At 70.2% G+C, this 15,164-nt stretch carries 10 protein-coding genes; all 10 read right to left on the reverse strand.

The annotated features are described in order from the left end of the window. Positions 1-2,539 (reverse strand): arabinosyltransferase domain-containing protein (locus tag ACOJVU_RS00060; RefSeq protein WP_421527915.1); only part of this gene is annotated, 2,539 nt, incomplete at its 3' end. A gap of 62 nt (positions 2,540-2,601) precedes the next feature. Continuing rightward, on the reverse strand, positions 2,602-5,877 hold the full coding sequence (locus ACOJVU_RS00065; protein ID WP_421527906.1) for an arabinosyltransferase domain-containing protein: 3,276 nt from the start codon (positions 5,875-5,877) through the stop codon (positions 2,602-2,604). An 81-nt stretch (positions 5,878-5,958) separates the two neighbouring features. Beyond that, on the reverse strand, positions 5,959-9,243 hold the full coding sequence (locus ACOJVU_RS00070; RefSeq protein ID WP_421527907.1) for an arabinosyltransferase domain-containing protein: 3,285 nt from the start codon (positions 9,241-9,243) through the stop codon (positions 5,959-5,961). Continuing rightward, positions 9,243-11,183: a galactan 5-O-arabinofuranosyltransferase gene (locus ACOJVU_RS00075; protein ID WP_421527908.1), complete on the reverse strand. Its 1,941-nt coding sequence runs from the start codon at positions 11,181-11,183 to the stop codon at positions 9,243-9,245. The genes ACOJVU_RS00070 and ACOJVU_RS00075 overlap by 1 nt, the downstream gene beginning before the upstream one ends. A 2-nt stretch (positions 11,184-11,185) precedes the next feature. Continuing rightward, a complete protein-coding gene (locus tag ACOJVU_RS00080; protein WP_421527909.1) occupies positions 11,186-11,959 on the reverse strand; it encodes a decaprenylphospho-beta-D-erythro-pentofuranosid-2-ulose 2-reductase in 774 nt (257 codons plus the stop codon). Next, positions 11,960-13,351 (reverse strand): FAD-binding protein, encoded by a 1,392-nt coding sequence (locus ACOJVU_RS00085; RefSeq protein ID WP_421527910.1) that lies wholly within the window; start codon positions 13,349-13,351, stop codon positions 11,960-11,962. It abuts the gene before it with no gap. Positions 13,352-13,383: 32 nt separating this feature from the next. After that, positions 13,384-13,812 (reverse strand): GtrA family protein, encoded by a 429-nt coding sequence (locus ACOJVU_RS00090; RefSeq protein WP_421527911.1) that lies wholly within the window; start codon positions 13,810-13,812, stop codon positions 13,384-13,386. Between the two features lie 41 nt (positions 13,813-13,853). Then, complete coding sequence (locus ACOJVU_RS00095) at positions 13,854-14,336, reverse strand: GreA/GreB family elongation factor (RefSeq protein WP_421527912.1); 483 nt, start codon at positions 14,334-14,336, stop codon at positions 13,854-13,856. A gap of 176 nt (positions 14,337-14,512) precedes the next feature. Further along, positions 14,513-14,659: an ArsR/SmtB family transcription factor gene (locus ACOJVU_RS00100; RefSeq protein ID WP_421527913.1), complete on the reverse strand. Its 147-nt coding sequence runs from the start codon at positions 14,657-14,659 to the stop codon at positions 14,513-14,515. Further along, positions 14,656-14,811 carry an ArsR/SmtB family transcription factor gene (locus ACOJVU_RS00105; protein ID WP_421527914.1) on the reverse strand — a complete coding sequence of 52 codons (156 nt, stop codon included), beginning with the start codon at positions 14,809-14,811 and terminating at the stop codon, positions 14,656-14,658. Before ACOJVU_RS00105 ends, ACOJVU_RS00100 begins: the two co-directional genes overlap by 4 nt. Between the last annotated feature and the right edge of the window lie 353 nt (positions 14,812-15,164).

Consider the following 15,164-nt stretch of genomic DNA (forward strand, 5'->3'; position numbering starts at 1 on the left):
TGTTGCCGGTGATCCTGCCCGCGGCGGTCACCACCAGCAGGGGGTGCCCGTCGTCCGGCCTGGGCAGCCGATACCACGCCGAGGTGAGCCTGCTCTGTTGTTGCGCTCCGGTGGTGTAGCTGCCTGCCAGCGGAACCCGGTCGGGATCCAGGCCGTAAGGCAGCGGCAGCAGGGACCCGTTGATCCCCGGTGCTTTCAGCCTGGTCGGCCCGTACCAGTCGAAGTCGGTGCCCGGCTGCGGGACGGCCGTCTCGCGGACCGCCTCGGCCAGGGTCCGTTCCGGGACGCCGTTGGGGGAGAACCCGGTGGGGTCGATTCCGCCCAGCGGGCCCAGCGGACCGTAATCGCCCGTCCCCCCAGCTTTGAGCGGCGTCATGAAGCCGGTGTTGCTGTCGGGCTCGACGAGCACGTCGTCGGCAAGCGCGCAGCCCCCGGAGAACTCCCGCAGGTTGTCCCAGCCGTTGGAGTAGGTGGGGTACTGGCGCACGATCCCGGCCACCATCGACGCGACGAACACCAGCGCCATCAACCCGGCCGCGATCGGTACCGGTGCTGCCGTGACCGCCCGCGCCAGCCGGCCCTCCCCGCGGTCGCGCGGCGCGAAGTGCAGCCACACCGCCCATAGGGCCACCACCGCGAACACCGCGAAAATCATTGCGCTGAGCCTGATTCCGCCGATCCTGGGCATGATGTTGTTGAACGGCACGCCGTAGCTCGAGACGTACCACCAGCCGTTGGTGGTGGCGAAACACAGCGCCAGCACGAACAGCACCGCCGCGGTGAACGCCATGCGGTTGCGTGACCAGCGCAGCACCTGGTGCGACACCAGCACCGTGGTCAGCGCGGCCATCGCCGCGCCCACCGCCGCGAACAGCCCGAAGTGGTGCACCCACTTGGTGGGGGTGAACATCAGGAAGAACATGGTGCCGAAGATGACGCCCATCAGGCGCCACGCCGGCCCGCGGGCCACGCCCGGAACGCGCTTGCGCCGCAACATGATGAACACCGCGGTGAACAGGCACAGCGCGGAGATGAAAAAGCCGAACCGGCGCGACAGCGAGCCGTCGACGGTGGGCAGGAACAGGTAGTAGTAGCGCAGGTTCTCGGTGTACCAGGCCTGGCTGGGCCCGATGTCGGTGCGGATCCGGGTGGCCTCCAGCACCGTCGACAGCGTCTGGTCGGCGAAGACCACCGTCAGGATGACGAAGCCGGCGGCCAGCAGCGGGGCCACCAGCGGCCAGGTGCCGACCACGCGGTGCCGTTTGACCATGATCCGCACGATCGGGCGGCCACCGGCGACCAGGGCGGCCACCGCGATCAGGCCGGTGGGCTGCACACCGAGGGTGAAGGCGGCCGTGACGACGGCCAGCGCCGCCGGCGTCACCCGCGAGGCGCACATCGAGCGCTCGATCAGCACGTAGGTGATCAGCGAACCCAGCGCGATGATCGGCTCGGGACGCAGGCCGTTGTTGAACGGCATCCACGCGGTCAGCAGGACCAGGCCGGCCGCCCAGTTGGCGGCCGTGCTGCCGGTGACCGCGGGGCCCAGCCGGGGCAGCACCTCCCGCGACAGCAGCAGCCAGCACACCAGCCCGGCGACCAGGTCGGGCAGCCGCATCCACAAGCTGCCGTCGCTGACGTGGGTCATCAGCGCCAGCAGGTTGTAGTACCAGCCGAACGGGTCCTCCGGGCTGCCGAACCAGCGGAAGTAGTTGGACATGTAGCCGGCGCGGTCGGCGACCCGGGCCATGCCCAGGATGTAGCCGTCGTCGGAGGAGTTCGCGCCGATCACATGCCAGAGCAGGAAGCCGAAGATCACCGTGGCGTCGACCAGGGTGAACGTGCGCCAGCGGGTCGGGATCAGCCGGTGCATGCGCCGGCCGTCCAGCTGGTCGAGGCGCCACAGTGCGATCAGCGCGACGATGGTCGCCACGACAGCCAGCACCATCGCCGTGAGTTTCAGCGTGGTCGGGGTGGTGGAGAAGCGGGTGTCGATGGTCGCGGAGAGCCGCAGCCCGGCCGGGGCGGGTCCGGTCAGGTCGGTGAACACCCCGACGATCTGCGGCCGCAGGTTGGGGTCGGGGAAGCCGCCGCGGACGGGCCTTCCCGCCGGGTCGGTCAGCCCGACGAAGGTGGCGAAGGTCCCGGCCAGGGTGGAGGTGATCTCGATGCGCTGACACTGCGGGGAGGCCATCTGATCGCGCGTGGCGCCGGCGATCACCACGTTGCGGTCGGTGACGTCGACGCGCTGGCGGCCGGCGACGACGAACAACGCGTTGAGGGCGGCGTCCTTGCCCTTCTTGGGTGCCGTGCCCAGCACCACCCCGCCGTCGGGGGGCAGGGCGCCGATCACCGAGCACGGCACGCTGGCCGTCACATCGACCGGGGTCAGCGAGATCAGCGGCGCCGTCACGCTGTTCAATTGGCCGTTTTGCGGCCAGTTCAGCATGGCGGTGGTCTGGACGACGGGCAGCAGCGGGGTGGCGACCGACAGGACGAAACCGATCAGCCCCGCGATGGTCGCGACCCAGCGCGTCATCCGCACATCCCGGCGGTTGACGAGGCTCGCGGTGGCCCCGCGGCGCTCGGAGTTGACGACGCTCATGGGAGGGCTCGAATCGGTCCTTGGCGGCTCCAGCCGGGCACGGTCGTCACGCCCTGCACGACAGCGGCGTTCGGAGCTTTCTCGGCCGGCACCAGACGGTGGTACTGCTCGACGGACCCCCAGTCGCGGTGCCAGTCGCCGCGCAGGTAGGTCGAGACGGTCGAGGTGTACATCATCGCCTGGGTGAACAGGAACGGACCGCCGGCCTCGCCGGCCTGCCACCCGTTCGACGACGCCGCCGTCTGCTTGTGTTCGGGCATGATGCGGTAGTCCGGAAGCTCGGCGACGCCGAGGTGTTCGGCGAACGGCCGCTGGCAGGGGAAGTTCGCGGCGGTCGCGACGTCCATCAGCACCGGTGTCTTCGATCCGAGCAGGTGCTGCAGGGTCTGCAGCACCGGGACCCGCGGCGGGGTGAACGCGAACCACTGCTCGGAGCTCAGGTTCGGGTCGTAGGCGACGATGCGCGCCACGTCGGCCTCCGGGGGCGCCCAGGCCAGCGGGAACCGCAGGTTGCGCCACGCCGGCTCCGGCCCGATGTCGATCGGCTGCACCTCGTTCAGCGGTTGGGTGGTGCCGTCGGGGCGGGTGACTCCCCACTGCAGCTTGAGCAGCTGCCCGTAGGTGAAGGTGCCGTCCTCCTTGTAGGACCAGATGGCGCCGGCGGCCGAGACGACGACCAGCGGTCGGCCCGGGTCCCCCCTTTCCAGGTCGCGCGGCAACCGGTACCACGCCGAAGTCGCCGTGGCGGCCAGCGAATTCTCGCCGTAGCTGCCCATCACCGGGGTGCGGGCCGGGTCGAGGCCGAACGGCAGCGCCGCATGCGACCCGTTGACGCCGACCGGGCCCTTGCCGCCGGCCGTGCCCGCGGAGTCGCTCATGGTGGCGTTGGGCTTGTTGGGGGAGGCGTCGGAGTTGACCACGCCGGGTTTGGTCACCACCGGATAGGACCTCAGGTCCTCGCCCACCCCGTCGGGTGTGAAGCCGACCGGGTCGAGCCCGCCGAGCGGGCCGTCGGGCCCGAACCGCTGGCCGGGGGCCGGGGGCAGCATTCCGGCGTTCGGGTCCGGTTCGGCCAGCACGTCGTCGGCCATCGCGCAGCTGGTGAGTCCTGACGTGATCGCCGCCAGGTTGGCCTTGCCGGTGGTGTACTGCGGGTAGCGGAACACCGCTGCCTTGGCCAGCGAGGCGACCTCGCCGGCCACCATGATCGTCGCGACCACCAGCAGCGGGGTCGAGGCCAGCACCCGGTTGCGCCGGTTGTCCTTGACCTCGGTGTGCCCGGCGTAGTCCATCCGGAAGTGGTACCAGGCACCCAGCAGGCCGGTCAGGATCGACAGGGTCAGGAACATCGACGTCACCGGGTGGCTGGCGACGACCGGCGGGATGTCGTACCAGGGCACCCCGTAGTTGTTGATGTCGAACCAGCCGTTGACGCCCGAGGTCGCCCACGCCAGCACGAACAGCAGCGCGGTGACGTACAGCGTCAGGTTGCGCCGGCTGTGCAGGCCGATGCGGGCGAAGGCGAACGCGGTCACCGCGCCGAGGAGGCCGGCCAGCCCGGCGAACACGCCGAACTGCACGGCCCACTTCGTCGGGGTGAACGTGAGCAGCAGCAGCCCGACCGCGGTGGTGCCGATCAACCTCCACGCCGGGCCGCTGGCCACCCCCGGCACCCGGCCGCGCCGCAGCAGCACCACCAGGACCACGAACATGCACAGCAACAACACCAGCACGGCGAAGCGCCGCGACATCGAGCCCTCGGCGTTGCTCTCCACCGTCAGGAAGTAGTAGCGCAGGAAGTCCTGGTACCAGGCGATCGTCGGACCGACCCGGTATTTGATGCGCGCCGACTCGGCGACGGTGGCCAGCGTCTGGCTGCGGAACACCACGACGGTGATCAGCGACAGCGCGGCCGCCAGCACAGCCAGCGGCGCCGGCAGCCCGTCGGCGGCGCGGCGTCGACGGATCACCCCGGCGATGGCCCGCGCTCCGGTCAGCAGGGCGGCGACGGCGATCAGGCCCTGCGGAGCCAGGGTCGCGGTGAGCATCGCGACGATGATCGCGACCGCGGCCGGCGCCAGGCGGCCCAGCGCGATCGCGCGTTCCACGAGCATCCAGGTGGCCACCGCGCCGAGGGCGATCAGCGGCTCGGGCCGCAGCCCGTTGTTGAACGGCAGCCAGGCGGCCAGGAACACCGCCCCGGCGGTGAACACTGCGACCCGGTTGGCCGCCAGGCCGCCCCGGCCGGGCCCCAGCCGGCGCAGCGCCGCGTGCCCGATGATCAGCCAGCACCCGATCCCGGCCAGCGTGGCCGGCAGCCGCATCCACACGCCGGCGGTGCTCACCGACGCCATCCCGGACAGCACGGACAGATACCAGTCGAACGGCGCGTCCGTCGTCCCGAAGAAGCGGTAGTAGTTGGCCACGTAGCCGGCCTTGGGCGCGATCCGGGCGATGGTCAGGTTGTAGCCGTCGTCCGACGATGTCGCGCCTATGACATGCCAGCAAAGCAGCGTCGCGATCACCCCCGCGTCGGCCAGCCAGACCGCGGCCCCGGCGCGCCGGCGCGCACCCCAACGGAGCCGGCCGTGGTCGCGCCGGTCCAGCGCGCCCAGCGTGGCGATGGCTGCCAGTACGGCGAGCACGCCGACGACCAGCACGGCCGTCTTCAGGGGGGTGGGCGCGGTGATGAACCGGGTGTCGACGTCCACGCGTGCCGACAGCCCGGGCTGGGCCGGCACCTTCAGGTCGGTGAAGATCCCGGCCACCTGGGGCTTCTTCTCCGACGGCAGCACGCCGGCAGCGCCGGGAATGCCGAGGAAGTCCGCGCCGAGGGCTGCGCCGTCGGCCCAGATGTGCAGCACCCTGCAGGAGCCCGAGGCGACCGCCGAGCGCTGGGCGACCGCGGCCACCGAGTCGCGGAACGCGGCGACGACCACGTCCTTGTTGGCGCGCACGAACAGCCCGTTCTTGCCGGCGTCGACACCGCCGGGCGGCAGGGTCGAGACCACCAGCCCGCCGTCGGCGGGCAGGGTGGCGATCGCCGTGCAGGGGATGGAGATGTCCAGCGCGCGCGGCGCCCCCGACACCAGCGGCGCGGTGACCTGGGCGACGTGCCCGTCGGTGCTGCCCTGCGGCCACAGGATGGTGGCCGTGGTCTGCCGCACCGGAAGCAGCGGGACGCTGGCGCAGAGCAGCACACCCGCGATTCCCGCAGCGACGGCCACCAGCCTGCGGACACGCTGGGAACGGTGCTCGCCGTCGGGGGACACGAGGGTCGATGGTAAGCGACGCCGCTGAGGACGCAGGGTATGGACACAGGCCCCGGCGGGTGCGCTGCCCGCGCTGGTGTCTCAGTGGCGCAGCGGCCCCGGGTTCCACAGACCGCCGCGGGTGACCGTCCCCAATCGCAGGCGGGCCGGTCCGGCGTCGGGGTAGTAGGGCGTCAGCCGCTGTAGCGAGCCCCAGTCCCGCGACCAGTCGTCCTTGAGGTACGTGGCCACTGTCGTCGCCTTGAGCAGCAGTTCGGTGACGCCCAGCGGGCCGCCGCCGTTGTTGTCCATCACCGGCGAGTTGGCCTCCGCGCCGAACCGGTCCGGCAGGATGCGCCACCGAGGTGTCTCGTCGACGCCGTTCTGGTGGCCGAACGGCCGCTGGCAGGGAAACGCCAGCCCGACCAGCCAGTCCAGGAACACCGGGTCCGTCGAGCCCACGACGTCCTGCAGCGTGCGCAGCCGCGGGATCCGCGGCGGTGTCAGGGCGATCCAGTGCTGCGGCGCCAGGTCCTCGTCGGCGGCGACCAGGCGGACCTGGGTGGCGCCGCCCGGTATCCACGACAGTGGCAGCCGCAGGTTACGCCAGGCCGGGGCCGTCCCGACGTCGTCGAACTGGAACGACCCGCCGGGATGCCCGCCGGCCGCTTCGCCGTCGGTGGCCCACTGGACCTGGACCTCGCGCGGGTCGAAGCGTCCGGCCGCGCTGACCACCAGCAGCGGGCCCGCGTGGTCGCGGGGCGGCAGGCGGTACCAACCCGACCGGAGCCGGGCCGGCACCTGGACGCCGGCACGCCAGCTGCCCAGCACCGGGGTGCGAGCCGGGTCCAGGTTGTAGGGCAGTTGCGCGCGGGAACCGTTGATGCCCGGTGCCACCCGGGTGCCGCCCTCGGTGCCCGCCCCGGTCCCGGTGAGCGGGTTGTCGTCGCCGACGAAGCTGCGGTCGCCCGGTCGCTCCATCACCGGGTCGGCGCTGACGCGGGCGGGAATGCCGTTGGGCGTGAAGCCTTCCGACATGCCGGCGCCCAGGGCTGCTGCCACCGGGCCCGTGACCGGGGCCAGCATTCCCGCGTTGGGGTCGGGCTCCACCAGCACGTCTTGCGCCAGGCCGCAGGTGTTGCCGGTCAGCGCCTGCAGGTTCGACCGGCCCACCGACCAGGCCGGGTATTGGCCGATCATCGCCACGGTCAGCGACGTCACCTCGAAGACCACCAGTGCCCACGCGGCAATCGCCAACGGCGACTGGGCGATTCCGGACAGCCGCGCCCCGTACCGGGTGCGGGGCGGTCCCTGGGAACCGGACGCGTCGGTGGCCGCGAAGTGGAACCACGCGGCCAGCAGCAGCACCAGCATCGTCAGCCCGAGGAACACCGTCGACGCCCCGTAATGCCACTTGGGGAACGAATTCGACCAGGGGACACCGAAGTTGGACACGTACCACCAGCCGTTCACGCTGGCGAAGCACTGTGCCATCAAGAACAGCACCACGGCCGCGAACACGGTGCGGTTGCGGCGCGAACGCATGGCACCGGCCGTCACCGCGACCGCGGCCAGCGCCCCCAGCGATCCGGCCAGCCCGGCGAACACCCCGAAATGGTGGGTCCACTTGGTGGGGGTGAACATCATCGCGAGGAACGAGATGATGGTGATCCCGATGATGCGGCGGCTCGGCCCGGCGGCCGTGCCGGGAATGCGGCCCTTGCGCAACGCCATCGCCACCGAGATGCCGAGCGCGAGCAGCAGCGCCAGCACCGCGAAGCGGCGGGCGATCGAGCCGTCGGGGCTGGCCATGAACAGCCGCTCGTAGCGCAGGTGTTCGTCGAACCAGGTCAGGCTCGGGCCGACGGCGCGCTTGAGCGCGGTGGCCTGCATCTCCCCGGCCAGGGTCTGGTCGCGGAAGATCAGGATCACCGTCACGGTCGCCGCGGCGCCGATGGGCGCCAGCAGCGGCAGCAGCCCGAACCGCCTGGATCTGCGGTGCAGGATGGTGCGCAGCGGTCCGATCGCGACCAGCAGCGCCCCGACGGACGCGATGCCCGTCGGCCCGGAGAACAGCGTCAGCGCGCCGATGATGCAGGCGCCCGCCACGGGCAGCAGCCGACTGGTGGCCACCGCGCGTTCCACCGAGCACCACGTCAGCAGGATGCCCAGGGCGATGATCGGCTCGGGCCGCAGCCCGTTGTCCAGCGGCAGCCACACCGCCAGGAACATGCCCGCCGCGGTCCAGGCCGCGGCGCGGCTGCGTTTGACGGCGTGGCCCAGCCGGGGGATCACCTCGCGGCTGATCAGCCACCAGCAGGCCAGCGCCATGAGCAGGGTCGGCAGCCGCATCCAGATGCTGGCGGTGCTGACGTGCGCCCACAGCGCCAGCAGGTCGTAGTACCAGCCGAACGGGGCCTCGGGCGTGCCGAACCAGCGGTAGTAGTTGGCCATGTAGCCGGCGTGCTCGGACACCCGGGCCATGGTCAGGATGTAGCCGTCGTCGGAGGTGTTGGCGCCGACGAAGTGCCACCATGCCAGCACCGCGATCACCAGCGCGTCCAGGCCGCCGATCGACCACCACCGCGCGGGCAGGAAGCGGCGGTGCCGGGTGGCCCCAGCGGTTCCGAAAGCGGTGTCGAGAACGTGCAGTGCAACCAGGGCGGCGGCGGTACAGAGCAGCCCGACGATCATCGCGGCCAGTTTCAGCGGCGTGGGGCCGCTGCTGTAGCGGGTGTCCACGGTCGCCGCGAAGCTCAGACCCGGCGGCGCCGGCCCGCTCAGGTCGGTGAACACGCCGACGATCTGCGGCCGGAAGTCGTAGCCGCTGCGCTCCCCGCGCAGCGGTGCCCCGGGATGTTCGGCATTGGGCCCCTGCCGCAGCCCGACGAATTCGGCGACCACCTTCTCCGCGTGTGCGGTGAACGTCAGCCGCCGGCAGGCGGGGCTGAGCACCTGGCTCAGCGGGGCCGTCACCACCGGGACGTTGCGCACCACCAGCACCAGGTAGTCGTTGGCGCGCTGGATGAGCAGCCCGCGGTCGACGGCCTTGGGAGCCTGCTTGGGCACCGTGGAGAGCAGCACCGTCTTCCCGGTGTTCTGCGGCCCGGCCAGCCCGGCGGCGGCCTGGCACGGCACGCTGACGTCGAGTTCGGTGGCGACGTAGCCGATCAGCGGCGCCTCGACGCTGCCGAAGGTGCCGTTCTGCGGCCAGTCGAGTTGGGCGGTGGTCTGCGTGACCGGCAGCAGCGGCGTGGCGACGGCCAGCAGGGCCCCGAGTACACCGGCGACGGTCGCCACGAGCCGAGCGACCCGGTGGTTGGTTCCCGCGTCGCTCACGGAGCTAGATGGTAGTTCGTGGGCCCTAGCTGGGGTTTCGGCAACCATCAGCCGCCGCTCCCGGGTTTACGGATGGCCAGGACGAACGGGCCGACGCCATCGACGGCGAAGCGGGGGCCGGCGAACAGTGTTGCCCGCAAATCGACGACGTAGCGCCGCACGTTGGGCTGGTTGGGGTAGACGTCCTCGGCGAGCCGCAGTGTGTAGTTCCCGTTCGCGCCGCGGCGCATCAGGAACACCGTCGGCGGCGGCCAGGGGCAGGTGTCGAGCGCGTGGACGAACTCGTCGGGCGTCTTCAGCCTGGACCACTTCTCGATCTGCGCGGCCCGCAGGTCGAACTGCGCCAGCGGGTTGGCGTAGTGCGAGGTCAGTCCCTGGAACCCCCAATAGGGGTAGTAGGACAGGAAGCTGTAGTCGGCGGTCAGCACCACAGTCTGGTCGCGCGGCCGGCCGGTCACCTGCCGGATGGTGTCGTCGATTTTGGCGTAGAACTTCTCCGAACTGGGCGGCCGCCGGTCGCCGCGCCGGCCGTGGCCGTCGGTGTCGGTGTAGGCGATGGTGAGGTCGGGGCGCAGCACCTCGGGGATGTCCTGGCTGAACGCGATCGCGGCGGCCAGGCCTACGGCGCCGGCCACCGGCAGGACCGCTTTGTGCCGCGCGGCCAGCGCCTGGGTGGCCTCCAGGAAGCCGAAGGCCCCGGCGGCGACCAGCAGCACCGTCAGGGTGGGCTGCAGCCGGAACGACAACAGCGTCACACGCGCCAGCGTGGCCAGCATCGACAGCAGCGACCACAGGTAGACGGCCAGCACGCCGAGGCCCAGCGCGCCGGCCCGCACCGACGAACGGGCGCGCACCACCAGCCACAGCGTGCCCAGCATGCAGACCCCGCCCAGCAGGGAGAACTGCAGCATCGGGAAGGTGAGTTCGGCGCCGTCGGCGGGCAGGTAGTGTGCGGCGCTGCCGGTGTTGCTGACCGGGCTGTGCGCGGCGCGCAGCAGGAACGGCAGCCAGGTGGTGCTCGCGATGGCCGCCGCGATCACGGCGATGACGGCGACCCGGCGCAGCGGGTCGAGCGCGGCCTTTACGCCACCCTGCCGCCAGCGCGCGCCGGCCAGTAGCACCGCCATGAGCAACACCGTGAACGCGCTGAACCCGAACAGCAGCGTGTACCAGGTGGCGGTGAACCCGAGGAATATCCCGGCGCCGATCACCGCGGCCCAGCCGCCGCCGCTACGTTCGAGCGTGACGCTGCAGTCACCTTCGGCCTCCGGTGTGACTGTGGCGTCACGCTCGCTGGCCTGCAGGCCCGACCAGGTCAGCACCAGCACCGGCGGCAGCAGCACGGTGATCATCGCCGAGTAGGGCTCCGGCGAGCCGTAGGCCAGCGTTGCCGCCGCGGTGGCCGTGGTGAGCACCAGCGCGTACTCGAAGCGGATCATCCGCCACCACAACACCAGCGCGACCGCGACCGCGACCGCGATCGAGGTGATCGCCCACGGCTTGAACACCGCCCAGGCCGGTGTCGCGGTCAGCGCCGCGACGCGGCCGCCGATCCAGAACCAGCCCGGCGGGTAGAACGGCGGCAGGCCGAGGTAGGTCATGTCGTGCAGGGCTGGGCTGTCGGCGAGCCGGGTCAGGTACTCGGTGCGGAACTGCTGGTCCACGGAGATCCCGAACAGGTAGAGCCTGGTCGCTCCCAGCGGCATGCCCAGCGTCACAACCGTGAATGCGGACACGAACACCAGCCCGCCCAGCCGGGCCAGTAGGCGACGTCGGCGCTTGCCGGAATGGCGCCACACCCAGGCGGCGGCGATGAGCCCGGCCAGGCAGCCGACCTGCCCGACGGTGGTCAGCGCGTGCAACTGGTTGGACGACGGGTAGGCCGGCCACTGCACGCGAGAGATCGCGACCAGCGACACGACGGCGACGGCGACGGCGACCAGCACGGCCGCGGCGATCTGGCCGAGGACGTGCAGTGCGTTGCGCATCCTCAGATTGGCAGCCTGCGGAAGATGCTCCGCGGGACGTGTCGCAACACAATCATCACGTAGCGGAATGCTGCCGGCGCCCAAACCAATTCCTTACCTCGTGCCGCCGCGGTCACCGCGAGGTTCGCGACGTACTCTTTATCGACGGTGAGCGGGGCTTCCTTGACGTGCGCACTCATGCGGGTGCGCACCTGCCCCGGCCGGATCACCAGAACGCGAACCCCGTACTGCCGCAGCGCTTCTGCCAGCCCCAGATAGAAGCCGTCCAGGCCGGCCTTGGTGGAGCCGTAGACGAAGTTGGAACGCCGCACCCGCTCGCCGGCCACCGTGCTCATCGCGATGATCTGGCCGAAACCCTGCGCGCGCATCTTCTGGCCCAGCAGCACGCCCACCGAAACCGCTGCGGTGTAGTTGATCTCGGCCGCCAGCACGGCCTTGCGCTGGTCTTGCCAGAGTTCTTCGGCGTCCCCGAGCACTCCGAAGGCCACGATCGCGACGTCGATATCCCTTGGTTCGCCGCCTCCAAAGGCCGCCTCGATCACCGCCGGATGGGTGTCGCTCGCGGTCGCGTCGAAGTCGATCCACTCGACCGACTTGGCGCCCGCCGCCGTCAGCGCGGCGATGGCTTCCTCCTTGCGGGGATGGCCCGGCAGGTCCGCCAGCACGATGCGCGCGTGCGCGTTCTGCAGGTAGCGCTCGCAGATGGCCAGCCCGATCTCGGAGGTGCCCCCGAGCAGCAGGATGGTCTGGGGGTTTCCTACCGCGTCAAGCACCATTTACAGCAACTCCAAACGTCGGGCCATGTCGGAGACGAAGACGCCGGTTGGATCGACCTGGCGGCGCAAGGTGATCCACTCGTCGATGCGCGGATACATGGCGTGGAAGGTCTCCGCGCTCACGCGCGAGTCCTTGGCCGTGTAGACCCGACCGCCGAATTCCAGGACGCGGGCGTCGAGTTCGTTGAGAAACTCGTTGACCCCGGGCTTGTTCGGGAAATCCATCGCGACGTTCCAGCCGGCCATCGGGAAACTCAGCGGTGCGCGGTTGCCCGGGCCGAAAAGCTTGAACACGTTCAACGCCGAAATTTGGCCTTGCGTCTGGATCCAGCGGATGATGGACTTGAACTCGTCCATCGCGTCGGGTGGAACCAAGAACTGGTGCTGGGCGAAACCCCTTGGCCCATAGATGTTATTCCAATCACTGATGAGGTCGAGCATGTGGTAGAACTTCGACAGATTCTGAATCTTGCCGGTGTAGGTTCCGCCCATTCGGTAGTACGTCTCGCCAAGCGCCATCGCCGACAGTTTGTTCAGCACGCTGACCGGAAATACGTTCGGAACCGTAAGTAGTTGCGGCGCATCAAATTTCAAGGGATTTTTGGCGAGTTTCCTCGGTAGTTGATCCAGCTTCGCCAGGCTGCCCCGGCTGATGGCGGCCCGGCCGAGCTTCGGCGGCGGGCTGATCAGGTCGAACCACGCGGCGGAATAGGTGTAGTTGGCTTCGCTGCCGTCGAGGTGCACGGCGACGGTCTCGTCGAGACTCTTCGTGGCGACACCGTCGGCGATGAAATACGCGGTCTCGGTGGGCGTCATCGCAATGACGGCCCTCAGCACGATGCCGGTCAACCCGTTGCCCCCGACGGTCGCCCAGAACAGCTCGGCGTCGTCCCCGTCGGGGGTGAGGTGGCGGATGGCGCCGTCGGCGGTCAGCAACTCCATCGACCGCACATGGTTGCCGAAGCTGCCCGCGCTGTGGTGGTTCTTGCCGTGGATGTCGCAGGCGATCGCGCCGCCGACGGTGACCTGGCGGGTTCCGGGCAGCACCGGGACCCACAGCCCGAACGGCAGCGCCGCCCGCATCAACTGGTCCAGGCTGACGCCCGCGTCGACGTCGACCAAGCGGGTGTCGGCGCTGATCGAGTGGATGGTGTTCAGCGCCGTCATGTCGATCACCAGGCCGCCGCCGTTTTGCGCGTTGTCGCCGTAGGAGCGGCCCAGCCCGCGGGCGATGACGCCCCGGCCCTTCGGGCCACTCGAGTCGGCGGCGCGGGCCACCGCCTTGGCGATCACTTCGGGGTCGGGGGTGCGCAGGACGTGCGCCACTGACGGCGCGGTCCGGCCGAAGCCCGTCAGCCGCGTCGCGGTGGTCGCAACGTCACTGCTCAACATCGTCAAAGAGGGTACCGCCTGGAGGACCGGGCTCAGCGGATGCGGAAGATGACGGCCCGCTGCACGACGAAGTTGATGACCGTCGCGGTGCCCTGCGCGATCACAAAGGCAACGGGGATTGCCCAGGCCAGGTAGTGCCACAGCGCAAGGCACACATGGTTGAGCCCCACCTGCACCGAGAAGGTGACTGCGTAGAGAACCATGACCGCGATGAACCGAGCGGTGCTCGGTTCCGCCTGAAACGTCCAGCGGCGGTTGATCAGGTAGGCCGTGATGGTGCCGACGACAAAACTGGTCGCCTTGGACAGGTCGACCTGTACGTGCACCGCCTGGTAAAGCACCAGGTAGAGGCCGAAATCCACGACACCGGCCAGGCCACCGGCGACGACGAAACGCCCCACCTGCGTCGTCAGGTTCAGGTGCTGGCGCGCCGCCGCCGCACCTGACTCGGGGGGGATCATCGGGAGGAGTCTAGCGGGGCCGCCCGGTGACCCCGGGCGCCTCAGCCGGGCAACGTCACGGCGAGCAACTCGACGCGGTTCTCGCCTTGCGGGGTCGCATAGGTCACGGTGTCGCCGGCCCGGCGCCCGACCAGGGCCAGCCCCAGCGGGCTGTGCGAGGTGAGGGTCTCGGCCTCGCGGCCCACGGGCGTTTCCTCGACGATGGAGATCACCTGCATGGTGACGACTTCACCGTCGTCGAACCGCAGCGTCACCTCGGTGCCCCCGGGCAGCGCGGCGGCGCCGTCTTCGGCGGGCGGCGGACCCCCGCGCAGCCGCCGGTCCAGCTCGTTGATCCGGTCGGCGAGGGCGACCAGTTCCTCGGCGCGCTGAATGGCCTCCGCCGCGTCGCCGTGGTCGCCGACCATGCCCCGGTCGTTCCTGACCTCCAGCTCCAGGCGCTCGTGGCGCTGCCGCAGCCGGTCCAACTCCGCGGCCAGGTTCTCGCGCGCCGCGTGCGCCGCTGACGGGGCTTTCTCGCTCACGTCCGCCGTCCTTCCGCCCGGTTCGCTGGGGTGGCGTCCAAGTGTTGCACCACCGAGGGCCGGTCGCCAGGCTATTCACGCCTTCGCTGCCGACCGGGGCCGCCCGGGAGGACCGGCGCGAAATGCATGACCGCTGATGAGGTCGGCCGGCGATGGGCGCGAGGATGTCGGGCACCTCAGGTGGTGGCGCCCGGCGAGGTTGGCCCCACCACCCGGCGGGCCTCGGCCAGTCGTTTTTCACAGATGCGGTAGAAAACCCAGCTTCCGCGGCGCTCCCGCGTGACCAGGCCGGCCTCGTGCAGGACCTTCACGTGGTAACTCACGCTCTGGGCTGGGAGATGCCCAGAGGACCGGTCATGTCGTAGCCGCATTCCCCGCCCGGTTTGCCTCTGAGCAATCCGAGGAGTTGGACTCTCGTCGGATCGGCCAGGGCCTTGAACAGCTTGGCAATCCGTTCGGCCTCGTCGCGGGACATGGCTTGGTCCAGTGGCGGACAGGGGCCTGTTCGCTCGGCCCTCGCCGCTGTAGGAGCCGTGGCCCCGGCAATCGGGGTCTCCCGCGAAATTGACATATCAAGATATTGACAATTGTTGAATTGCGTTGCAAGCTCCCAGGAGCTTGCGGTGCGTCTATCGACTGGAGACCAGTGTGTCCAAGGTTCCTGATCTCGGGTTTCAGTCCCCACGTGCCGGCGGAACCCATGGGGATGGCCGATACCGTGACCTACCGGAATCCTGAGGCCCTGGCCACCGTTGAATGGCTGGCCGAGCATCTCGACGATCCGTCGGTCCGGGTGGTGGATGCCCGCTTCGCCATCCGGGCTGCTGC

The organism is Mycobacterium sp. THU-M104 (assembly GCF_049197365.1).
GTDB lineage: Bacteria > Actinomycetota > Actinomycetes > Mycobacteriales > Mycobacteriaceae > Mycobacterium.

Excerpts from the sequence above, each read along its gene's own strand:
- ACOJVU_RS00105 (WP_421527914.1), bottom strand. The coding sequence starts at position 14,811 with ATGTCCCGCGACGAGGCCGAACGGATTGCCAAGCTGTTCAAGGCCCTG.
- ACOJVU_RS00075 (WP_421527908.1), bottom strand. The coding sequence starts at position 11,183 with ATGCGCAACGCACTGCACGTCCTCGGCCAGATCGCCGCGGCCGTGCTG.
- ACOJVU_RS00085 (WP_421527910.1), bottom strand. The coding sequence starts at position 13,351 with ATGTTGAGCAGTGACGTTGCGACCACCGCGACGCGGCTGACGGGCTTC.
- ACOJVU_RS00090 (WP_421527911.1), bottom strand. The coding sequence starts at position 13,812 with ATGATCCCCCCCGAGTCAGGTGCGGCGGCGGCGCGCCAGCACCTGAAC.
- ACOJVU_RS00080 (WP_421527909.1), bottom strand. The coding sequence starts at position 11,959 with ATGGTGCTTGACGCGGTAGGAAACCCCCAGACCATCCTGCTGCTCGGG.
- ACOJVU_RS00070 (WP_421527907.1), bottom strand. The coding sequence starts at position 9,243 with ATGGTTGCCGAAACCCCAGCTAGGGCCCACGAACTACCATCTAGCTCC.